Below are 20,755 nucleotides of genomic sequence, written 5' to 3'. Positions count from 1 at the left end.
ATGACCCAGACGCACAGCCAACGCAGTTCCTTCATCGGGCGCAATCCTTCGGTTCTCTACTTCCTCGCCGCGCTGGGCCTGTTCACGGCCCTTGTCACGGTGATGTCCGAAGCGGTCGGCACCGGGCTTGTCTCGACCTCTTTCGTCAAGACCTTGGGCAAGACCCTTTGCCTGTGCCTTGTGGCCATCGCGATGGATGTGGTCTGGGGATATTGCGGCATCCTCAGCCTTGGGCATTTCGCCTTTTTCGGGATCGGGGGCTACGCTATCGGGATGTGGCTCATGTATGCGCGCACCGAGATCATCGTGGCCGACAGCCTCGCCGGTCAGACCATCCCGCCCACGCCGCAGGAGATATCGGACGCGATCGGAAACCAGATTTTCGGGGTTGTCGGCTCATCCGACTTTCCGCTGATCTGGGCCTTTGCGGACAGCCTGTGGATTCAATTGGCCTTCGTCGTGCTGATCTCCGGCGCGCTGGCGCTGGTCTTTGGCTGGCTTGCGTTCCGCAGCCGCGTCAATGGGGTCTACCTGTCGATCCTAACCCAAGCCATGACGCTGGCGCTGGCGCTTTACCTCTTCCAGAACGACAGCGGGCTGCGGGGCAACAACGGCTTGTCGGGCCTGCAAAACATCCCCGGTTTCGCCGATAGCGGGCAAGACGTGGTCTCAATCGTCTTTTTCCTCGGCTCCGCCGTGGCGCTCGCATTGGGCTATCTGTTCTTCGCTTGGATCACCGACAGCAAGCTGGGCAATATCATCCAAGCCGTCCGCGACGATGAATCGCGCGTCCGTTTCCTTGGCTATCATGTGGAAAGCTATAAGCTCTTCGTCTTTACCATCACCGCCATCGTCGCAGGCATCGCGGGCGCGCTCTATTACCCGCAGGCGGGCATTATCAACCCGGCTGAGATCGCGCCCATCGCCTCAATCTATCTGGCGGTCTGGGTCGCCATTGGCGGGCGAGGGCGGCTTTACGGGGCGGTCATCGGGGCGGCGGTGGTCTCGCTCCTGTCCAGTTGGTTCACGGGGGGCGGCGCGCCCAGCATCGATCTGGGGGTCTATACGATCCATTGGGTCGACTGGTGGCTGGTGCTGCTTGGTCTCAGCTTTGTACTTATCACGCTGTTTGCGCCCAAGGGCATCGGCGGCCTCTTTGACAAACTGGTGCGCAAGTCATGACTTCTCTTTTGGAAATGTCCGGAATTTCGAAATCCTTTGACGGGTTTCAGGCGATCAAGAACCTCAGCCTCCAGATCGGGGAGCCGGAGTTGCGGGCCGTCATTGGCCCCAATGGGGCGGGCAAAACAACTTTCATGGATATCATCACCGGCAAGACGAAGCCGGATGAGGGCTATATTCGTTTCGGCGAAGACAGCCGCTCGCTCATTGGTCTGTCGGAAAGCCAGATCGCCATGCTGGGGATCGGGCGCAAGTTTCAAAAGCCCACGGTTTTCGAGGCGCAAAGCGTGCGCGAAAACCTTGCCATGGCGCTCAAGAACCCGCGGGGCACCTTCTCGGTCCTGTTCTATCGCAAGAGTGCAGAGGGGGCCGCGCGGCTTGAACAGATCGCCGATGAGATCAACCTCACCGCCCATCTCTCCCGCCCTGCCGGAGAGTTGAGCCATGGGCAAAAACAATGGCTGGAGATCGGGATGCTGCTTGCGCAATCGCCGCGCCTGCTGCTGGTGGATGAACCCGCCGCAGGCATGACCGCGCATGAGCGCGAGCACACCACCGACATCCTGAGAAAGGCGGCCGAGACTCGCGCCGTTATCGTGGTGGAGCATGATATGGAGTTCGTGCGGCGGCTGAACTGCAAGGTGACCGTATTGCACGAAGGATCGGTGCTGGCCGAAGGGTCACTGGATCATGTGACCAACAATCAGACTGTAATTGACGTTTATTTGGGGCGCAGCGATGCTGGAGATTGAGAACCTGAGCCTGAAATACGGGCAATCCCAGATCCTCCATGACATCACCTTGAACGCGCCCGTGGGGCAGGTGACTTGCGTGACCGGCACGAATGGGGTCGGCAAGACGAGCCTGCTGAAAGCCATCGCCGGGCGGCACCCTTTCTCAGACGGGAGGATCAGGCTTGATGGCGTGGAATTGCAACCGGGGCGTGCGGCGCTCTCGGCCAAGGCGGGCGTCGGATATGTGCCTCAGGGGCGTGAGATTTTTCCGCTGATGACCGTGCAAGAGAACCTTGAGACGGGCTTTGCCTGCCTGCCCAAGTCCGAGCGTAGGATCCCGGATGAGATTTTCGATCTTTTCCCCGTCCTCGCTGAAATGAAGACCCGGCGCGGGGGGACCTTTCGGGCGGGCAACAACAGCAGCTTTCCATTGCCCGCGCGCTCATCGCGCGGCCCAGCGTGCTGCTGTTGGATGAACCCACCGAGGGGATTCAGCCCAATATCATCCAGATGATTGGCCGCACCATCCGGCTTCTGCGCGATCGGGGGAGTTGGCCATCGTGCTGGTCGAGCAGAACTTTGATTTTGCCTATAACAACGCGGATCATTTCCACGTCATGCAGCGCGGCCAGATCACCCAATCGATCCCAAAGGCAGAAGCGAAAAGAGAGCAGCTTTTGGATGCACTTGCGCTCTAGCTGACCTCTCAAAGCGGGATCGCGCAGGACTCCGGCTGGGGGCTAGGCGCGGAAACCTCCTATTATTGTAGGGGCGCGTGGCAGCAAAGTCTTGACTTCCCGACCGTCAAACGGTGTACCTGCGCGAAACCTGAAATAGCCCTAGGAAGGGACCATCATGCACGCCTATCGCAGCCATACCTGTGCCGATCTGAGCCTTGAGAACAAGGGTGACAATGTGCGCCTGTCCGGCTGGGTGCACCGGGTGCGGGATCACGGCGGTGTGCTCTTTCTGGACCTGCGCGACCATTACGGCATCACGCAGGTGATCTGCGACCCCGACAGCCCGGCCTTCGCCGAGATGGAGAAGGTCCGCGCGGAGTGGTGTGTGCGCATCGACGGCACCGTCAAGGCGCGCGACGAGAGCCTTGTGAACCCCAAGCTGCCCACGGGCGAGATCGAAGTCTACGCGCGCGACATCGAAATCTTGGGTTCTGCCGCGGAACTGCCGCTTCAGGTCTTTGGCGATCAGGAATACCCCGAGGAGACACGTCTGCGCTATCGCTACCTCGACCTGCGCCGGGAGAAGATGCAAAAGAACATGGCGCTGCGCTCTGACGTGGTGGCCTCGATCCGCAAGCGCATGTGGGATCAGAACTTCCGCGAGTTCCAGACGCCGATCATCACCGCTTCCTCCCCCGAGGGCGCGCGCGACTTCCTCGTGCCGTCGCGTCTGCATCCGGGCAAGTTCTACGCCCTGCCGCAGGCGCCGCAGCAGTTCAAACAGCTGCTCATGGTCTCGGGCTTTGACAAATACTTCCAGATCGCGCCCTGCTTCCGCGACGAGGACCCGCGCGCCGACCGCTCGCCCACCGATTTCTACCAGCTCGACATGGAGATGTCCTTTGTCACGCAGCAGGACGTCTTCGACACGATCCAGCCGGTGATCGCAGGCATCTTCGAAGAGTTCGGCGGCGGCAAGAAGGTCGACGAGACTTGGGAGCAGATTTCCTACAAGGACGCCGCGCTTTGGTATGGCTCCGACAAGCCCGACCTGCGCAACCCGATCAAGATGCAGGTGGTGAGCGAGCACTTCCGCGATTCCGGCTTCGCGATCTTTGCCAAACTGCTTGAGCAGGAAGGCACCGAAATCCGCGCCATTCCCGCGCCCACAGGCGGCAGCCGCAAGTTCTGCGATCGCATGAACGCCTTCGCGCAGAAGGAAGGTCTGCCCGGCATGGGCTATATCTTCTGGCGCGATCAGGGCAGCGGCATGGAAGCGGCAGGCCCGTTGGCCAAGAACATCGGGCCTGAGCGCACCGAAGCGATCCGCCAGCAATTGGGTCTGGGTGTCGGCGACGCGGCCTTCTTCCTCGGCGGCAAGCCGAAGAGCTTTGAGGCCGTCGCGGGCCGCGCGCGTAACGTCATCGGCGAGGAGTTGAACCTCACCGACAAGGAGCGTTTCGCCTTTGCATGGATCGTGGATTTCCCGATCTACGAGCGCGACGAAGAGACCGGCAAGATCGACTTCGAACACAACCCCTTCTCCATGCCCCAAGGCGGGATGGAAGCGCTGGAGGGCGATCCGCTCAAGGTGCTGGGCTATCAATATGACCTCGCCTGCAACGGCTACGAGCTGGTTTCGGGCGCGATCCGGAACCACAAGCCGGAGATCATGTTCAAAGCCTTTGAGATCGCGGGCTACGGCGAAGACGAGGTGCGCAAGCGCTTTGGCGGCATGGTCAACGCCTTCCAATACGGCGCGCCGCCCCACGGTGGCTGTGCCGCGGGCATCGACCGTATCGTCATGCTGCTGGCCGAAGAGCAAAACATCCGCGAAGTCATCCTCTTCCCGATGAACCAGCGCGCCGAAGACCTGATGATGAACGCCCCTTCCGAGCCCAGCAGCGATCAGCTGATGGAACTGGGGCTGCGGGTCATCCCGCAGGAGTGATCCTGTCTGACTGAAATCTCGCCCCCGGCTCAGTCGGGGGTGATATTGCCCGGTAGGATGCCCAGCACCAGAACCGGGCAGCCGCCGCTACGCCCGGCGGCGATGCGGCTGATCAGCTTGTGGGTGCCGGTGGTGCTGGCCCCGAATTTCGCGCTGACGGTCTTGTCGGTCTCATTGCCGAATTTGTCCAAGCAATTGCCGAGCGATTTGAAAAAATCGTTCGACAGTTCGCGCGTGACAATGACGCCCACGTCGATCACCCCCGCTTCGAAGAAGCTGCGAAAGGCGTAAAGGTCGCGGTCATAGGTCTGGTCCTTGCTGTTCCACTCATAGTCGAACGCCACCCGGCCGCGCCAGAAATCGACCATATGGTTGTGGATGAAGTCTTCGCGGATGATGCGGTCAACCTCGGGCGCGCTGTCGCCTTTGCCGGCGGTGAGTTGCACCAGCAGGTCGGCCTTGATGCGCACCTCTTCGTGGAAATTCTCGGCTGCGGCATATTGCGCGAAACGGGTGGTGGCCGACATGCGGTTGCCCCCCGGCGCGCGGATTTCATCGCGGCTGATGGTGAATTGGCGCAGCACGCGGATGATCGCGGCCAATTCCTCGGGCGCGCGTTGTTGCAGCACGGCGGCGGCGCTGCGGTAGCTGGTGACGGAATAGCGGTCGCGCAGATCGGCGGGCAGCAGATCTTCGACGAGCCTGTCGTCGTCGAAAACCGCGTCGTCGATGCGCCGCGCCAGATTACTCAGCCGCGACACTGGAATTGTAGCTGTAGGTCTTCCAATCGGGCTTGTAATCCGCCTCGGCCTGATTGCCCCAAACGGTCCAACCCTCGCGCACGCCGCGCCCGAAGAGTTCGAGGTAGGGGCCCCAAGAGCAGCTTTCGATCAGGTCATATTGCTCATCCGGCTTGCGCGAATGCTCGCGCTTGCGGGTTTGCAGCATGTTCACCTGCCGCCGCCCGGCGTCGAGCGTGCGCACGTTCTTACCACGCACGCCGAACAGCAAAATCTCGGTCACATTGCGGAAGTAAAAACCCACGCCGCGCCCATCACTGCCGCCATCCTTGCGGATTTTGTGCCAGATGATGTTGGATTTATACTCAAACCCCCAAGCCTTGAGCACCTGCAACCCTTCGGGCAGCAGCGCATTTGGCACCCACATGTAGCAATGCGCGCGGTCTTCGAGGTGATCGGCCACGGGCAGGGCGCAGATATCCTCAACCGTCATCGTGGGATAACGGGCCAAGCGCTTATGCTCGGGCGCGACCTTTCCGGTGCGGTTGGTAAAGCGCCACGGCGGGTCCGCCATGACGCATCCAAACCGGTCTTTCCCCAGAAAGTCGCGTAGGTCTTGTGATGGATTATCGCTCATATCCAATATATTGCGTTCCCTCGGGCTTTCTTGCAACCGCAACCTGCCCGGCGGGGCTGGATATCCACAAGAACGTTAAGGGAACACATTTAGCAGGGAAGAGCGGTTTGGGTCAATCCTCAAGGCTGTCTTCGCGCTTTTCCTCGATGAGTTTGGCTTCCTTTTCCTTACGCTTCAGGAACTTGTCGCCGAAGGCGTCGTTCTGTTCCTCGCCGATAACCTTCTTGGCACGGGTGAAAAGCTCGTCTTCTTCCTCATCCATGTGATGCTCGTAATCATGCTTGAGCTGCTTGAAACGAGTCAGCCAAGCCGAAGAGGACATATCGGTTTCGCGCAATTCCTCCATGATGTCGTCAAGCTGTTGGTGCTCATGCACCGAATGGCGGGCGTGATCTTGGCCCCATGTTTCGGACATCAGCGTGGAATAAAAGGTCTCTTCCTCGGCGGCGGCGTGGGATTTCACGTCATGGTAAAAGCGATCCCAAGCTTTGCGGCGCTCGGCGCTGTCGCCTTCGGTGTCGGCAATGGTGTTCAGCAGGGCGCGGTGTTCATCATGATCTTCTTTGATCGCGTCATAGATGGAGGGCATGGGGAAATCCTTTGGTGTTACCTGTGGCTAACGCCGCAGCCACCGGCAGGTTCCCGCCTTAGAAGACCGTTCCCTGCGCCGCTTGGCTGGCAACCTCTTGGAACAGCCCGCCGGTTTGCGCGTGAAATGCGGCCAAGGCGACGACGACCAGCCCAAGCGCATTCGCGCCCACAACGATCCAGTCGACCGGCTTTGCGGGTGTCGCGCTGTCCTTTCTGTGCTGCTGGCTCATCTCACCCTCCCGGGTCTTTGCGGTTGCGACGATGCTGAAGGCTGATTGTGGCATCAATGTGTAGCTTGGAGGCCAAGACTGGGGTCTGATGCGATTATTTCAAGTTTATTCAGCTTGGCGGCTCGAAAACGCCGGTGCATAACTTTTCCATGAACAGTAAATCTGACCCGCGCCCCGTTGGCCCCCTTGTTGAGAATTGGTCCGAGCCGCCGCGCCCGGGGGAGAGGTGCTCACCGGGCAGCATGTGGTGTTGGAACCGCTTTCGGCCGAGAAACACGCGGCGCTGCTTTACCCCGCCTATCTGGGGGAGGATCACGTTTGGGATTATCTGCCCTACGGGCCATTCTCTTCGGCGGCGCAGTACCACCGTTGGGTGCGCGACACTGCGGGAAAGGCCGATCCCTATTTCATGGCGGTGAAAGACCGCGCGCGGGACCAATGGCTGGGCGTGGCGAGTTTCCTGCGGATCAAGCCCGAGGCGGGCAGCATCGAAGTGGGCCATATCAACTTCAGCCCCGCGCTTCAGCGCACCCCGGCAGCGACCGAGGCGATATTCCTGATGATGCAATGGGCCTTCGAGGCGGGCTATCGCAGATTCGAGTGGAAGTGCGACGCGCTCAACCGTCCGTCGCGCCGCGCGGCGCAGCGTCTGGGGCTGAGTTATGAGGGCGTCTTTCGGCAGGCGACCATCGTCAAAGGGCGCAATCGCGACACGGCTTGGTTCGCCGCGATCGACACGGAATGGCCCGCGCTGAAAGAGGCGTTCGAGGTTTGGCTTGCCCCCGGCAATTTCGACGAGCAGGGGCAGCAGAAAGAGCGGCTTGGCGATCTGACCCGCCTTGTCCGGGTGGCCAGGGATCCGACGCTTTAACCCGTCAGGCTAGATCGCCAGCTTTTCGGCAAGGCGGTGCCGGATCATGCCGGTGATGGCTGCGGTCTCAGGCCCCGCGGGTTGGCCGAGGGCGCGTTTATGGGCCAAGGCGCGTGCGGCTTCTTCCAAACGTTGATCATTGGCCGAACGGGCCACCCCGCACAGGAATTGCGCGACGTAATCCAGCGTTTGATTGTCGGGCGCGTCCCCCAGCACGTCAGCGATATGGGCAATGTCATCTTGGAAACCGATCCGGTCGGGGGTGACATCCTCATCCGGCAGGATGCGCGGCCCCCGGGGCGGCGGTCGTCGGACAGTGCGGCGAGGATGGCTTGCTGAAAGGAGGATAGCGAGGTGATCGGCTTGGACAGGAAGCCATCCACCCCCGCCGCGCGGGCGTCAGGCTCCATATGGCTGTCGCCCGAGATGGCGATGATCGCCTCGACCCGGGGTGTGCTTTGCATGAGTTCTGCAATCAGGTCCAACCCGCTGCCGTCAGGCAGGCCAAGGTCGACCAGCGCCACGCTGGGGCGGTAGACCTGCAAATGCCGCCGGGCCGAGCGCAGGCAGTCCGCCCGTCTGATCCGCGCGCCCGAGCGCAGGCAGAGCAGGCGCATCGCCTCACAGGCGAAACGGCTGTCTTCGACCACCAGAACGGTAAGGCCTAGCAGAGGCCGCTCCGCCGTGGGGGTGAGGGTCGGTCTTTCAAAGGGGTCGGTATCGTCCATCATCGCCTCCAACAACAAATGCTGCGCCATCGTTACGCCGCGTTGGCTAATGACGCGTTAACGTGACGCATTGTTGTTTACCGGGGCGGCGGGCATAAAGCTGGCAAATCACGAGGAGCATTCAGGATGATCGGACGTCTTAACCATGTGGCCATCGCGGTGCCGGATCTCGAAGCGGCGGCGGATCAGTATCGCCACGCGCTTGGGGCCAAGGTCGGCGCGCCGCAGGCCGAACCGGACCACGGGGTGACCGTGATCTTCATCGAACTGCCGAATACCAAGATCGAATTGCTGCATCCCTTGGGCGAAGACAGCCCAATTAACGGCTTTCTGGAAAAGAACCCGGCGGGTGGCATCCACCACATCTGCTATGAGGTCGAAGACATCCTCGCCGCGCGGGACCATCTGAAATCCACCGGCGCGCGTGTCTTGGGCTCGGGCGAGCCGAAGATCGGGGCGCATGGCAAGCCGGTATTGTTCCTACACCCCAAGGATTTCAACGGCGCGCTCGTCGAGCTTGAGGAGGTCTGATCATGGGGATCGTTTCGGGGCTCGTCCTCTTTGCCGTCATCTGGTCGATGACATTCCTGATCGCCCTGCCGATCCGGGTGCAAACCCAAGGCGACGCGGGCGAGGTGGTGCCGGGCACCCATGCGGGCGCGCCCGAGCAGCATCATCTGGGCCGTAAGGCGCTGTGGACCACGCTGGTCGCCGCGATCATCTGGGCGATCAGCGCGACGATCATCCTGTCGGGCTGGATCAGCGTGGCGGATATCGAAGGCTGGCTGCATCCGAATGCGGCACCAACGCATGGTACAGGTGGGTAAAGGTCGCCGCGCCTAGGATCGGGATCAGCAGGTTCAGCAGCGGCACCGAAAGCGGCACCGCCATCAGCACCCCGGCCATCCAGATCGTGCCCGCATGGCGGCGACGCAGGCGCTTGGTCTCGTCCCGCCCGTGGCGGCGCAGCGCGGCGAGGGTGAAATACTCCCGCCCCAGCAGAAACCCGTTCAGCCCCCAGAAGATGAACAGCGCCGCTGGGGCGAAGAGCAGATAAAGCACCAGCGCCAGCAGGTTCGCCCCCACCAGCACGCCCATGAAATTGACCGTGTCGCGGATGGCGTCGCCCATGCTGACTTGGTTCGCGGGGGGCAGATGGGGGTAGTGCACCTCTTCCACCGCATCGGCCACCTCATCGAGAAACATCGAGGTGATCGCCGAGGCCACGGGCACCATCAAAAAGACTGACAGCACCATGAGCAGGATCAGCGCGCTCCAGCTCAGCAAATCGTCGAGCCAGTTGACCTCGCCTAGCACGGGCAGCCAAGCGTCTTCGGGGGTGACCCAATCCACCAGATAGGCAAAGCCCGCCGTGGCCGCGATCAGCAGCGCCAGCGACAGGCCCACGCCCAAGAGCACCACCTTGCGAAAGCGCGCATCGCCCAATTGGCCAAGCGCCCGGGTGAATGACCTGAAGATCGCGCCTACAGCCATGTGGTGATCCCGTCGATGTCCGGGCGCGGACGCTCCGGCGGGGCGGTGGTTTCGGTGCCAATGTGAATGATGCCCGCGATGCGCTCATGCGGGGCGAGGGCCAAGCCCTCTTCCATGAAACCCCGGTCATGGGCGGGCCAACCGCTGAGCCAATTGGCGCCCCAGCCTGCGGCGAGGGCGGCATTCAGAAGCGCGAGGCAAACCGCCCCGGCGGAATAGGTCTGCTCCAGCGGCGGAATTTTGGAAGAGGGTTTTTGCACCTCGATCACCGCCACGGCGAGGTTGCCCTGATCGAACTGCCCGCGCCCTTTGGTGATGTCCTCGGCCCCAAGGCCAAGCGCCGCGCCGCGTGTCTCGACCACCTCTGCCAAACGCGCCATTGCGGCACGGTCGATGACCACGAAACGCCAGGGCTCCAACTTGCCATGATCCGGCGTGCGCGCGGCGGCGGTCAGAAGCGGGCGCAGGGCCTTGGCATCGGGCACCGGCAGGCCCAGTGTCTTGGCCGGGCGCGAGCGGCGGTTTTGCAAAAAGGCGAGGGCGGAAGGATCAGCTACGGGCATCGGGGTCTCTTACAGGTCCAGTTGCTGCGCCATATCGTCAATCGACTGGCGGAGGAAGGCATCAAAGGCGGGCGAGGGTTGGCGCGCATTCAGCGACCGCGCCATCGGGTCCGGCGCGTCAATCTCGCTGCCGCTCAGCGCGGCGATGGTGGCATGGCCGCAGAAGGGGACATAGGCCTCGGAATAGCCGCCCTCATGCACCAGCACCAGCTTGCCATCGCAAAGCCGCTCAGCGGTGCTGCGAATGCGTTTGGTCATCTCGGCAAAGGTTTCGGCGGTGGCCTGCATTCGCGCCAGCGGGTCGATGATCGCCGCGTCATAGCCGCAGGCGACGATGATCATGTCGGGGGCGAAAGCCTCGATCGCTGGGATCACCACGCGGTCCATCGCGTGGAGGTAGGCGGTATGGCCCGAGCCTGCGTGCATCGGTAGGTTGATGTTATAGCCTTCGCCCGCCCCGCGTCCGCGATCTTTCAGGCCGCCGGTGTCGATGGGGTAATTCCCCTCTTGGTGGAGCGAGATGGTCAGCACGTCATCGCGGTCATAATAGATCGCCTCGGTCCCATTGCCGTGATGCACGTCCCAATCCAGCACGACGACGCGCTTTGCCAGCCCCTTGGCCTGCGCGGCTTCGATGGCGATGGCGATATTGGCGAGAAGGCAGAAACCGTTGGGCAGGTCCGGCAGGCAGTGATGCCCCGGCGGGCGGCTGAGGGCATAGGCGTTCTGAAGCTCGCCCCGCGCCACGGCATCGACGGCGGCGATGGACAGCCCGGCAGAGAGCGCGGCCAGTTCATAGCCGCCACGGGCGAAGGGCACCGCATGGCCCAGCTCACCGCCCCCGCATCCGAGAGGCGCTTGAAGTCATCAAGATAGGTTTCGGGATGCACCCGCGCCAAAGCCTCCCGGTTGGCGGGGGCGGCGCTGCGGGTGTCGAGTTCGGCGAAGAGCCCCGTCACCTCCATCAGGTTCTTCATCCGGCGCTTGGTCTCGGGGTTTTCCGGCAGGCCCCGGCGGCGAGGGGCTGCACCAGCCCGCCCACCGGCGTGGTAAAGACGTAGTTGCCCCCTGCGTGCCAAAAGCAGCGTTCGTCCCAGAAAAAACCTGTGGTCATCTTGTGCTCCCCTTCATCCTTGCGGGGAAGGTGGCGCAGGGCGGCGGGATTGTCCATGGCGCGGGGGCTCACGCGGGCGGTGGCGCGTGAGGTGGGTGCGGGATTTGGTATTTGAGAAAGGATGAAGGGGGGGAAGGGGGCGCTTTGGGTGGAAAGCGGGGGCTTGGGGTGGCCCTAGCGCCTTTGGGGGGCGCTAGGGTTTTTGGTGGTTAGCCGACCATGCCGACGATCTCATAGGTGCGTTTGAGGATCGGGGCGGTGATCTCGCGCGCCTGTTCCGCGCCGCGGGCGAGGATGCGGTCGATCTCGGCCGGGTCGGCCATCAGACGCTGCATTTCGGCGGTGATCGGGCCCATTCTGGAGACGGCCAGTTCCGCCAGCGCAGGCTTGAAGGTGCCGAATTGCTGGCCGCCGACCTCCGCCAGCACCTGATCGACGGTGCGGTCGCTGAGGGCGGCGTAGATGTTCACGAGGTTGCGCGCCTCGGGGCGGTCCTTCAGCCCCTCGGCCTCGGACGGGAGGGCGTCGGGGTCGGTCTTGGCCTTGCGGAACTTCTTGGCGATCGTGTCGGCATCGTCGGTCAGGTTGATGCGGCTCGCGGGCGAGGGGTCGGACTTTGACATCTTCTTGGACCCGTCGCGCAGAGACATGACGCGGGTGGCCGCGCCTTCGATCACCGGTTCGGTGAGCGGGAAGAAGTCGACGCCGTAGTCGTGGTTGAACTTCGCGGCGATGTCGCGGGTGAGCTCTAAGTGCTGTTTCTGGTCCTCGCCCACCGGCACATGGGTGGCGTGGTAGATCAGGATGTCGGCGGCCATCAGCGCGGGGTAGGCGAAAAGCCCCAGCGAGGCGGCTTCGGCGTTTTTGCCGGCCTTGTCCTTCCACTGGGTCATGCGGCCCATCCAGCCCATGCGCGCGACGCAGTTGAAGACCCAAGCCAGCTGCGCGTGCTCAGGCACTTGGCTTTGGTTGATTAGGATGGATTTTTCGGGGTCGATGCCCGAGGCGATGAATCCGGCGCAGAGCTCGCGGGTGCTTTTCTTCAGGTCCGCCGGGTCTTGCCAGACTGTGATCGCATGCAGGTCGACCATGCAGTAGATCGATTGTACGCCCTTTTCCTGCGCATTGGCAAAACGTTTCAGCGCGCCGAGGTAGTTGCCCAAATGCAGGTCGCCCGAGGGCTGAATGCCGGAAAACACGCGCGGGGTGAATTGGGTCTCGGACATCGGGAGGCACCTCTGGGCTGGAAAGTCTTGCGCGGCAGGCTTACTTCTGGCCGCGAACCCCGTCAAGGAGCGCCCATGCAAGACCCAGACCTCCAGCCCCCGTGAACCCGCTGCCGCCCGCGGTTGTCATTTTGTTTCTGGCCATCGCCGGGGTCGAGGTGGTGCTCTCTTTGGCCGAGGCCGGGCTGGTGGGCGGCCCCGCTGCCGTAGGCTGGCGACTGGCGCTGGTGCGCGACTTTGGTTTTTCGGGGCTGATCTTTGATGCGATGATTGGCGCAGGCCAGTACCCGATCGAGCATATCTGGCGGGTGGTGACTTACCCCTTCATCCATTTGGGCTTTACCCATGCGATTTTCGCTGTGGTGCTGCTTTTGGCCTTGGGCAAGATGGTGGCCGAGGCGATGGGACAACTGGCGTTTTTGGCGATCTTTGTGCTGTCGGGGATCGGCGGGGCGCTGGTTTACGGGGCGCTGTTGAACGATCCGGTTTGGCTCGCCGGGGCCTATCCCAATGTTTACGGGCTGATCGGCGGCTATAGTTTCGTGATGTGGCGGCGGCTGCTGGGCTCGGGCGGGCCGCAGTATCAGGCCTTTACGCTGATCGCGCTGCTGATGGGGTTGCAGCTGTTCTGGGGCATCTTTTTCGAGACTGGTTTTCTCTGGGTGGCGGAACTGGCGGGGTTTATCTGTGGTTTCGGGCTGAGCTTTCTGGTCGCGCCCGGGGAATGGGCGCGACTGCGGGCGCGGTTGCAGCAGCGTTAACCGCGCCGCATCGCCGATTTGAACTCCGACAGGCGGAATGCGCCGATCAGCTGGCCGACACCGAAGTAGCTGACCGCAGCGATGATAAGCAGCAGCACCAGCGCCAGCCCGCGCCACCACGGTAGGCCCAGCATCGGTTGCAGTGCCGCATTGCCCAGCCAGAGCGCGCCCCCCATGGCGGCGGAGGCGATGAGGATGCGCCAGATGCGTTTGTGGAACCGCGCGTCGAATTTGACGGCGTCGCCAAAGCGCCGCGCGCCGATGGCGAGGCAGGCAAACATCGTCCAGCCTGCCAGCGTCGTGGCGACCGCCGGGGCGATCCAGCCGATGAAGGGGGCAAGGCCGATGGCGAGGGCCGCGTTCACCACCATGGCGATCACGGCGAAATGGAAGGGGCGGCGGGTGTCTTCGCGGGCGAAATAGACCGGTTGCAGGATTTTTTGCAGCACGAAGGAGGGCAGGCCGAGGCCGTAAACCATCACCGCCGTGGCAATCGCAGCGGTGTCATCGACGCCCGAGGCGCCGCGCTCGAATAGCACGGTGACCAGCGCGAAGGGGATCACGATCAGGGCGACCGAAGAGGGGATCGTCAGCGCCAGCGAAATCTCGGCGGCGCGGCTGAGCGCGGTTTGCGCGCCTGCGTCGTCTCCGGCCCGCAGGCGGCGCGACAGGTCGGGCAGCAGCACGATGCCCACGGCGATGCCCACCACGCCCAAGGGAAGTTGATAGAGGCGGTCGGCGGCGAAGAGCCATGAGACGGCCTTGTCATATTGGCTCGCCACCAATTGCCCGACCACGAGGTTGATCTGCATCACGCCCGAGGCCAGCGCGGCGGGCAGGGCGATGACGATCATCGCGCGCATGTCGGGGGTCCAACGCGGGCGGGAGGGGCGCAGCGGGAAACCCGCTTGGGCCGCGGCGCGCCATGTCAGCGCCAGCTGTGCCACACCTGCGACGGGGATCGACCAGATCAGCCAAAGCGCCACTTCGCCCCCGGTGAGCGCGGCAAAGGTCATGGCGGCGATGACGAAGATGTTCAGCAGCACCGGTGCTGCGGCGGCTACAGCAAAGCGCCCAGTGGCGTTGAGGATGCCCGAGAACAGCGCCGACAGTGACATGCAGAGGATATAGGGAAAGGCGATGCGGCCAAAGGCGACTGTCATGTCAAAGCGCGGGTCTCCGACGAAACCTTCGGCGGTCAGCCAGACCAGGCCGGGCATGAAGATCATGCCCAAAGCGGTCAGCGCCAGCACCACCAGCGACAAGCCGTTGAAGGCATCGCGGGCGAATGTCCCGGCGCCTTCCTCGCCCTCCAGCTTTTTGGCGAACATCGGCACGAAGGCCGCGTTGAACGCGCCCTCGGCAAAGAAGCGGCGGAACATATTGGGCAGGCGGAAGGCGGCGACGAAAGCGTCCATGACCGGGCCGGGGCCGATGAGTGACAGCAGCAGCACTTCGCGCAGGAAGCCGAGCACGCGGCTCAGCAGGGTCCAGACCCCGACAGTGAAAAAGCCGGACATAAGACGGATAGGTTTCATCGGAGGAGCCTTAAATTGCGCTGCGGTGATCCCTAGCGCGGGCGTTCACCCGGTGCAATCGCGGTGAGCGGGGCTGAATGGCCCCGCCCGCCGGTTTGGCAAACCGGCGCTTATCCCCCGTGGGGTAGATGAACCCGTTGATGGGATAGGTGCTGCCAAAGGCGCCCGGCTGGCTTTCCAAGCGCACGGCGGACCAGTCGTTGTCGTCGGAGACGTCGATCACCGCCATTTTCAGTGAAACCTCGTTGCGCTTCCAATTGGCGTGATCCACCCGGATTTCGCGCGGTGAGACGATGTCGGAAACCACAGCGATATGGCCCATCGGCATGGAGCGGGTGGCGCTGAAGGCCATCACAGCACCGACGACGGGATCATCGCCGCGTGGGTAAAGCCCCTTGGCCTTGCCCCACCATGTCTCCGCATTGCCGCGAATCTGGATGCCGCTGACATTGCGGGCGAAGGGCACGCACCAAACGCGCTGGCCCTTGGCGCGCATGTCTTGGGCGGTTTGCACAGCCATGAAATGCCGCTGGGGATCGATGCCGCCGAAATCGTAGGACTGCGGGATATCAGGCGCTTTGGCGCAGGCTGCCGTGAGAAGAAGTGTGGCGCAAAGGGCCGTCAGGCCCCGGTTCGGCAGTGCGGCGCGTGTCACGCTCATATGTCCCTCATTCATGGAATCCCGTGCTTTTGCCGGGTTGAAAGGGATTTTCAGGATCCGAGGTCAAAAACAAAGCGCGAAAATAGCCGGTGGCGGTATTTTGCCGTTGGGGCAAGCCGAAGGAACCCTAGCCTTCGGCCCGCTCCACCCCTGCGGCAATCGCTTCGCGCAGGCGTTTCTCCAAGGTGCGCTGCTTGGCCTCGGTATAGTATTTCAGGCCGAACATATCCTTGACGTAGAAGGTATCGACCACCTGTTCGCCGTAGGTCGCGATCACCGCATTGGCGATATAGACATTGGAGGCCGCCAAGGTGCGCGTCAGATCATAGAGCAGACCGGGCCGGTCGCGGGTGTCGACCTCGATGATCGTGTAGATTTCCGAACCTTCGTTGTCGAAGGTGATATGCGTGGGCACCTTGAAGGCGCGTTCGCGTTTCTTGACCTTGTCGCGGGATTTCAGCGCATCGCGGGCGACGATCTCGCCGCGCAGGGTCTTGAGGATCATCTCGCGCAGCCGCGGCAGGCGGCTGGCCTCATAGGGTTGATCCTCGCTGTCCTGAATCCAGAAAGCGTCGGTGACGAAACCGTCCTTCGTGGTGTAGCTGCGCGCATCCACCACATTGGCGCCGACCAGCGCGAGCGCGCCGGCGAGCCGGGCGAAGATGCCGGGGTGATCGGCCATGACGAAACAGGCCCGCGTCGCACCGCGGTCTTCGTCGGGGTGCAGATCAATGCGGATATCGTCATTGCCGATGTCGCGCAGCAGTTCCGCAAAGGCGACATGGGCGGTGACATGCAGACCCTGCCAATAGGGCGGATAATGGCGGGCCGTCTCACGCTGCAGACGTTTGCGCGGCCAATCGGAGAGCGCGGCGCGCAGGGCTTTCTTGGCCTCCGCGCCCCGGTTTTCGCGGTTGAGGTCTTCGAGCCCGGTTTCCAGCGCCCGCTCGGTCTGGCGATAGAGCGCGCGGATCAGCACCGCTTTCCAATTGTTCCACGTATTCGGCCCGACGCCACGAATGTCGCAGATCGTCAGCACGCAAAGCAGGTCGAGCCGTTTGACCGTCTGCACCGCCTTGGCAAAATCGCGCACTGTGCGCGGATCGGCGATGTCGCGTTTCTGGGCCATGTCGGACATCAGCAGGTGATAGCGCACCAGCCATTCCACGGTATCGACCTCGTCGCGTTTCAGCCCCAACCGAGGGCCAATGCGCCGCGCCAGTTTCGCACCGATGATAGAATGATCCTCGGGCCGCCCCTTGCCGATGTCATGCAGCAGCAGCGCCACATAGAGCACCTTGCGGTTCACCCGCGTTTCAGGATCGAGGAGGCGACGGGCAGTTCCTCTTCCAGCTCGCCCTTCTCGATCCGGGCGAGGTTGGCGATACATTGGATGGTGTGCTCGTCCACCGTGTAGGAATGATACATGTTGAACTGCATCATCGCGACGATCGGCTCGAACTCAGGGATGAAAGCGCCCAAGACGCCCAATTCGTTCATCCGCCGCAGTGAACGTTCGGGGTTGCCGTGTTTCAACAGCAGGTCGAGGAAGATGCGCCGGGCTTCGGGCGTGCGGCGCATATCATCGTCGATCAGCGCGAGGTTGGCCTTGATCAGCCGCATCGCATCGGGGTGGATCAACATCCCCGTGCGCAGTGCCTCTTCGAAGATGCGCAACAGGTTTAGCTTGTCTTGTAGAAACTCTTCGTCGTCCTTCACCGCGATGCGGTTGTGGACCACCTGAAACCCCTCGCGGATTTTCGGGCGGCGGCGGAAGATGCGTTCCAGCAGCGGTTCGGCCTTCATATGGGACGCTTCGAGCCCGCTGACGAAGATGCGCGTCAGATCCCCCACCGCGGTGGCATGGCGGAAATAGGCCTGCATGAAGATTTCGACGCCCCGCCGGCCCCCGATGTCCTGATAGCCCATGGCTTGGGCGACCTGCACCTGCATGTCGAAGGTCAGCTGTTCCGTCGCGCGCCCGGCAATCAGGTGAAGGTGCCCCCGCACGGCCCAGAGAAAGGCCTCGGCCTCCCGGAAGGTGTCGTATTCATCGGCGCGGAACACGCCGAGATCGACCAGATCCGCGACCCGGTCGACGTCATGGATGAATTTGGCGATCCAGAACAGCGAATGCAGATCGCGCAGCCCGCCTTTGCCTTCCTTGACGTTGGGTTCGACCATATAGCGCTCACCCTGTTTCAGGTGGCGATTGTCGCGCTCCTCCAGTTTCGCTTCGATGAAATCCTTTCCCGCGCCTGAGAAAAGTTCGTTCTTGAGCCGTTCGGAAAGCTCTTGCGCAAGGGTCACATCGCCGTCGATGAAGCGGTTTTCCAGCAGGGCGGTCTGAATGGTGAAATCATCCGCCCCCAGCCGCAGGCAGTCGTCGATGGTGCGGGTGGCGTGGCCGACCTTCAGCTTCAAATCCCACAGGATATAGAGCATCGATTCGATCACGCTCTCCGACCATGCGGTGGCCTTGTAGGGGATGAGGAACAGCAGATCGACATCGGAAAAAGGCGCCATCTCTCCCCGGCCATAGCCGCCCACGCCAATCATGGCGAGCCGTTCACCCTCGGTCGGGTTCGGGTTGGGGTGCAACACCTGCGTGGCGATCTGCAAGACGCAGCGCAGCAGTTGGTCGGTGAGATAGGTGTAGGAAGAGGTCATCGCCCGGGCATCGAAGGGCGATTCAGCAAAGCCCGCCGCAATGGCTTTGCGGCCCCCCTGCTGGGCTTCTTGGATCAGGGGGACGATCTCGGCCCTGAGGGCTGCGCCCTCCAGCGTGCTGTCGCGCTGGGCGAGAGCCTGCCAAATGGCCGTGTCGTCAAAGATTTGCTCGGGCGCGCAAATCAGGCGCGGGTGTCGATGCGCGCCTGATGTTGTTGTCGGTTTCGCGAGGTCCAATTCAGAAACCAGCCCCGCCAAAGCCGCGCGGTGCCGGGTCAAGCACGACGACGCGGTTGTCGCGGATCGTGGCCACGGCCAAGGCGCGTTCGTTGGTGCCATCGCGGCGCAGGCGGAAGATGCCGCTGGCGCCTTGGAAACCCGCCCCCTGGGTCAGCGCGGCCCCGGAAAGCGCGTTGGATTTGCCGCCCTTCACCAAGGAGCCGATCGCCGCGATCCCGTCAAAGGCCAGCCCGGCCAGCGGGTGCGGATCACTGCCATAGGCCGCGGTGTAGCGGTTCGAGAAGGCACCGCTCGCCGCCGTGTCGGGCAGGGCAAACCAGCCGCCCTGAACGCCGGGCAGTTCCAGTGTCTGGGCGGGGATGTCCCAACGGGTCAGGCCGACATACTGCGTGGTGGCCGATTGGATGCCAGCCTCGGGCAGAAGCTGCGCGAAAAGCGGCAAGGCGCTGGCCGAGGAGGTGGTGAGGAAGAGCGCATTGGCGCCGCTGCCTTCGATGGTTGCTTTGACGCGCGGCACGGCGGCCACGACCGACTCTTGGCTCAGCGCGTAATCGACGGTGCCTGCCAGCGTCGCGCCATTGGCGCTGATCGCTTGAACGATCGCGTCACGGCCCAGCTGTCCGGCAAGGTCCTGACCATGCAGCACGACCATTTTGTCCTTGCCGTTGCGTTTGGCAAAGCTCACCAACCGGTTGGCGGTATTGGCAAAAGTCGGCCCGAGCACGAAGACATTGCCGCCCGCGATGGTCGGGTTGTTCGAGAAGGAGATCACGTTAACCCCGGAGGAGGCCACGGCCACCCCAGCCGCATTGGCCGCTTCGCCGTAAACCGGGCCAAGGATGATCTTGGCCCCTTCATTCACCGCCTGCGCAGCGACGGATGCGGCTGTGCTGGCATTGCCCGCAGTGCCATAGACGCGCAGGTCGATCTGGACGCCATCTAGATCGCGCATCGCAAGGCGCGCAGCGTTTTCGAGGTTCTTGGCCAGCAACTCATCACTGGCCGTGCCGCCGCGCGGAACCAAGAGCGCCACGGGAACGGGGCCGCAGGGTCGATGCGCGGGCCGCCGGAATTGGCGCCACCCGTGGCGACAGGCTGACAGGCCGCCAGCAGGACCGCGAAGAGCGGCAGCAAGAGCAGGTGCATCTTCTTGCGGATGGCGCGGAAACAGGCAATCATTTGTATTCACTCCCCGGTGGTGGCAAGACGACGATGGTCGCCGGAACATGGCCGCGATCATAGTGACTGCGAAAGGCGGGTCCAGCGTTGAAATTTGACAAGACAGAGCTAGCCCCGGGACTTTATTTCGTGGGCGTCCCCATCGGCACCGCACGCGATATCACGTTGCGCGCGCTCGACACGCTGGCCTCGGCGGATTTGCTGGCGGCAGAGGACACGCGCAGCCTGCGGCGGCTGATGGAAATTCATGGGGTGCCGCTTGATGGGCGCAAGGTGCTGGCGCTGCACGATCACAGCGGCACATCGGTGCAAGAGCGGCTGATCGCGGCCATCCGCGAGGGCAAATCAGTCGCCTATGCGTCGGAGGCGGGCATGCCGCTGATCGCCGATCCGGGGTTTGAATTAAGCCGCGCCGCAGCCGGAGCGGGCGTGATGCAGACCTGCGCGCCGGGGCCATCGGCCGTGCTGACCGCGCTGGCCTTGGGCGCCCTGCCGACGGATGCATTTTTCTTTGCGGGTTTCCTGCCCAACAGCAAATCGGCACGCATCGCGGCGCTGGAAAAGCTGCGCGACGTGCCGGGAACACTGGTTTTTTACGAATCGCCCAAACGGCTTGGCGCCATGCTGCGCGATGCGGCAACGGCACTGGGCGCGGGGCGCAAAGCGGCAATGTGCCGGGAGTTGACCAAGAAATTCGAAGAGATCCAGCGCGATACCCTCGAAAATCTCGCCGAGCTTTATCAAGCGAAGGCGCCAAAAGGCGAAGTGGTCGTGCTGATTGATCGCAGCCGTTCAGACTCTGTTAATCACCTTGACCTAGAAACAGATTTGCAACGGGCGCTTACAGAAATGTCGATGCGTGACGCTGTCGATTTGGTGGCGCAGGCCCATGGCCTGCCACGGCGGCAGGTCTATCAAGCGGCATTGGCGCTCGGCAAAGGTTAAAACATAGGTCGGAGCGATGA

Annotated in this window: 16 protein-coding genes and 6 pseudogenes; 9 read left to right on the top strand and 13 right to left on the bottom strand. The window is 62.8% G+C overall.

The genetic code is table 11. From position 1 onward, the window contains the following. The 4 genes and pseudogenes from urtC to aspS all read left to right on the top strand — a co-directional run bounded on the left by urtC (position 1) and on the right by aspS (position 4,547). Positions 1-1,182, top strand: coding sequence for an urea ABC transporter permease subunit UrtC (gene urtC / locus CUR85_RS05560; RefSeq protein ID WP_067261501.1), 1,182 nt, complete (start codon positions 1-3; stop codon positions 1,180-1,182). After that, positions 1,179-1,934 (top strand): urea ABC transporter ATP-binding protein UrtD, encoded by a 756-nt coding sequence (urtD, locus tag CUR85_RS05555; RefSeq protein ID WP_067261503.1) that lies wholly within the window; start codon positions 1,179-1,181, stop codon positions 1,932-1,934. The genes urtC and urtD overlap by 4 nt, the downstream gene beginning before the upstream one ends. Continuing rightward, positions 1,921-2,614, top strand: a pseudogene (gene urtE, locus CUR85_RS05550) (urea ABC transporter ATP-binding subunit UrtE). Before urtD ends, urtE begins: the two are co-directional and overlap by 14 nt. A 157-nt stretch (positions 2,615-2,771) precedes the next feature. After that, a complete protein-coding gene (gene aspS / locus CUR85_RS05545; protein ID WP_067261506.1) occupies positions 2,772-4,547 on the top strand; it encodes an aspartate--tRNA ligase in 1,776 nt (591 codons plus the stop codon). A 29-nt stretch (positions 4,548-4,576) separates the two neighbouring features. Here the strand turns inward: aspS and CUR85_RS05540 are convergent, their stop codons facing one another. The 4 genes from CUR85_RS05540 to CUR85_RS05525 form a co-directional block, all read right to left on the bottom strand. Further along, positions 4,577-5,308 (bottom strand): BglII/BstYI family type II restriction endonuclease, encoded by a 732-nt coding sequence (locus tag CUR85_RS05540; RefSeq protein ID WP_231886277.1) that lies wholly within the window; start codon positions 5,306-5,308, stop codon positions 4,577-4,579. Further along, positions 5,292-5,924 carry an MT-A70 family methyltransferase gene (locus CUR85_RS05535; RefSeq protein ID WP_067261508.1) on the bottom strand — a complete coding sequence of 211 codons (633 nt, stop codon included), beginning with the start codon at positions 5,922-5,924 and terminating at the stop codon, positions 5,292-5,294. Before CUR85_RS05535 ends, CUR85_RS05540 begins: the two co-directional genes overlap by 17 nt. Positions 5,925-6,036: 112 nt before the next feature. Continuing rightward, positions 6,037-6,513, bottom strand: coding sequence for a hemerythrin domain-containing protein (locus CUR85_RS05530; RefSeq protein ID WP_067261510.1), 477 nt, complete (start codon positions 6,511-6,513; stop codon positions 6,037-6,039). A gap of 58 nt (positions 6,514-6,571) precedes the next feature. After that, a complete protein-coding gene (locus CUR85_RS05525) occupies positions 6,572-6,745 on the bottom strand; it encodes a hypothetical protein (RefSeq protein ID WP_209274039.1) in 174 nt (57 codons plus the stop codon). Between the two features lie 149 nt (positions 6,746-6,894). Between CUR85_RS05525 and CUR85_RS05520 the strand changes: the two are divergent. Further along, a pseudogene (locus CUR85_RS05520) lies at positions 6,895-7,616 on the top strand (GNAT family N-acetyltransferase). Positions 7,617-7,625: 9 nt separating this feature from the next. Here CUR85_RS05520 and CUR85_RS05515 read toward each other — a convergent pair. After that, positions 7,626-8,344, bottom strand: a pseudogene (locus CUR85_RS05515) (response regulator). Positions 8,345-8,470: 126 nt separating this feature from the next. Between CUR85_RS05515 and mce the strand changes: the two are divergent. Together mce and CUR85_RS05505 are read left to right on the top strand one after the other, a co-directional pair. Then, positions 8,471-8,875, top strand: coding sequence for a methylmalonyl-CoA epimerase (gene mce / locus CUR85_RS05510; protein ID WP_067261515.1), 405 nt, complete (start codon positions 8,471-8,473; stop codon positions 8,873-8,875). Positions 8,876-8,877: 2 nt separating this feature from the next. Further along, the gene (locus CUR85_RS05505; protein WP_067261517.1) at positions 8,878-9,171 is read left to right on the top strand and encodes a DUF1467 family protein; all 294 of its coding nucleotides are present in this window, start codon (positions 8,878-8,880) and stop codon (positions 9,169-9,171) included. Here CUR85_RS05505 and CUR85_RS05500 read toward each other — a convergent pair. The 4 genes and pseudogenes from CUR85_RS05500 to trpS form a co-directional block, all read right to left on the bottom strand. Next, positions 9,104-9,838 carry an EI24 domain-containing protein gene (locus CUR85_RS05500; RefSeq protein WP_067261519.1) on the bottom strand — a complete coding sequence of 245 codons (735 nt, stop codon included), beginning with the start codon at positions 9,836-9,838 and terminating at the stop codon, positions 9,104-9,106. The two genes, CUR85_RS05505 and CUR85_RS05500, sit on opposite strands and share 68 nt — an antisense overlap. After that, positions 9,829-10,401 carry a nitroreductase family protein gene (locus CUR85_RS05495; protein WP_067261520.1) on the bottom strand — a complete coding sequence of 191 codons (573 nt, stop codon included), beginning with the start codon at positions 10,399-10,401 and terminating at the stop codon, positions 9,829-9,831. Before CUR85_RS05495 ends, CUR85_RS05500 begins: the two co-directional genes overlap by 10 nt. Before the next feature lie 9 nt (positions 10,402-10,410). Further along, positions 10,411-11,515 (bottom strand): annotated as a pseudogene (locus tag CUR85_RS05490) (class II histone deacetylase). 209 nt (positions 11,516-11,724) lie between these two features. Continuing rightward, positions 11,725-12,741, bottom strand: a complete 1,017-nt coding sequence (trpS, locus tag CUR85_RS05485; RefSeq protein WP_067264097.1) for a tryptophan--tRNA ligase — start codon at positions 12,739-12,741, stop codon at positions 11,725-11,727. A gap of 101 nt (positions 12,742-12,842) precedes the next feature. On the opposite strand from trpS, the gene CUR85_RS05480 reads away from it, so the two are divergent. Then, a complete protein-coding gene (locus CUR85_RS05480; protein WP_343245411.1) occupies positions 12,843-13,502 on the top strand; it encodes a rhomboid family intramembrane serine protease in 660 nt (219 codons plus the stop codon). Here CUR85_RS05480 and murJ read toward each other — a convergent pair. The 4 genes and pseudogenes from murJ to CUR85_RS05460 form a co-directional block, all read right to left on the bottom strand. Further along, entirely contained in the window at positions 13,499-15,040 is a 1,542-nt protein-coding gene (gene murJ, locus CUR85_RS05475; RefSeq protein WP_136720534.1) for a murein biosynthesis integral membrane protein MurJ, read from the bottom strand. The genes CUR85_RS05480 and murJ overlap by 4 nt on opposite strands. Before the next feature lie 10 nt (positions 15,041-15,050). Next, on the bottom strand, positions 15,051-15,701 hold the full coding sequence (locus CUR85_RS05470; RefSeq protein ID WP_280322120.1) for a CHAP domain-containing protein: 651 nt from the start codon (positions 15,699-15,701) through the stop codon (positions 15,051-15,053). A 127-nt stretch (positions 15,702-15,828) separates the two neighbouring features. After that, positions 15,829-18,650 (bottom strand): annotated as a pseudogene (locus CUR85_RS05465) ([protein-PII] uridylyltransferase). After that, positions 18,610-19,790 (bottom strand): annotated as a pseudogene (locus CUR85_RS05460) (penicillin-binding protein activator). The pseudogenes CUR85_RS05465 and CUR85_RS05460 overlap by 41 nt, the downstream one beginning before the upstream one ends. Before the next feature lie 87 nt (positions 19,791-19,877). Between CUR85_RS05460 and rsmI the strand changes: the two are divergent. After that, a complete protein-coding gene (gene rsmI, locus CUR85_RS05455; protein WP_067265320.1) occupies positions 19,878-20,735 on the top strand; it encodes a 16S rRNA (cytidine(1402)-2'-O)-methyltransferase in 858 nt (285 codons plus the stop codon). Positions 20,736-20,755 lie beyond the last annotated feature (20 nt).

Source organism: Sulfitobacter faviae, from assembly GCF_029870955.1.
GTDB classification, from domain to species: Bacteria; Pseudomonadota; Alphaproteobacteria; order Rhodobacterales; family Rhodobacteraceae; genus Sulfitobacter; species Sulfitobacter faviae.
The sequence above is the reverse complement of the archived record's forward strand: the minus strand, read 5'-3'. Positions and strand labels throughout refer to the sequence as shown.

Coding starts and splice junctions, on each gene's coding strand:
- urtC (WP_067261501.1), top strand. CDS start 1: ATGACCCAGACGCACAGCCAACGCAGTTCCTTCATCGGGCGCAATCCT.
- urtD (WP_067261503.1), top strand. CDS start 1,179: ATGACTTCTCTTTTGGAAATGTCCGGAATTTCGAAATCCTTTGACGGG.
- aspS (WP_067261506.1), top strand. CDS start 2,772: ATGCACGCCTATCGCAGCCATACCTGTGCCGATCTGAGCCTTGAGAAC.
- CUR85_RS05535 (WP_067261508.1), bottom strand. CDS start 5,924: ATGAGCGATAATCCATCACAAGACCTACGCGACTTTCTGGGGAAAGAC.
- CUR85_RS05530 (WP_067261510.1), bottom strand. CDS start 6,513: ATGCCCTCCATCTATGACGCGATCAAAGAAGATCATGATGAACACCGC.
- CUR85_RS05525 (WP_209274039.1), bottom strand. CDS start 6,745: ATGAGCCAGCAGCACAGAAAGGACAGCGCGACACCCGCAAAGCCGGTC.
- mce (WP_067261515.1), top strand. CDS start 8,471: ATGATCGGACGTCTTAACCATGTGGCCATCGCGGTGCCGGATCTCGAA.
- CUR85_RS05505 (WP_067261517.1), top strand. CDS start 8,878: ATGGGGATCGTTTCGGGGCTCGTCCTCTTTGCCGTCATCTGGTCGATG.
- CUR85_RS05500 (WP_067261519.1), bottom strand. CDS start 9,838: ATGGCTGTAGGCGCGATCTTCAGGTCATTCACCCGGGCGCTTGGCCAA.
- CUR85_RS05495 (WP_067261520.1), bottom strand. CDS start 10,401: ATGCCCGTAGCTGATCCTTCCGCCCTCGCCTTTTTGCAAAACCGCCGC.
- trpS (WP_067264097.1), bottom strand. CDS start 12,741: ATGTCCGAGACCCAATTCACCCCGCGCGTGTTTTCCGGCATTCAGCCC.
- murJ (WP_136720534.1), bottom strand. CDS start 15,040: ATGAAACCTATCCGTCTTATGTCCGGCTTTTTCACTGTCGGGGTCTGG.
- CUR85_RS05470 (WP_280322120.1), bottom strand. CDS start 15,701: ATGAGCGTGACACGCGCCGCACTGCCGAACCGGGGCCTGACGGCCCTT.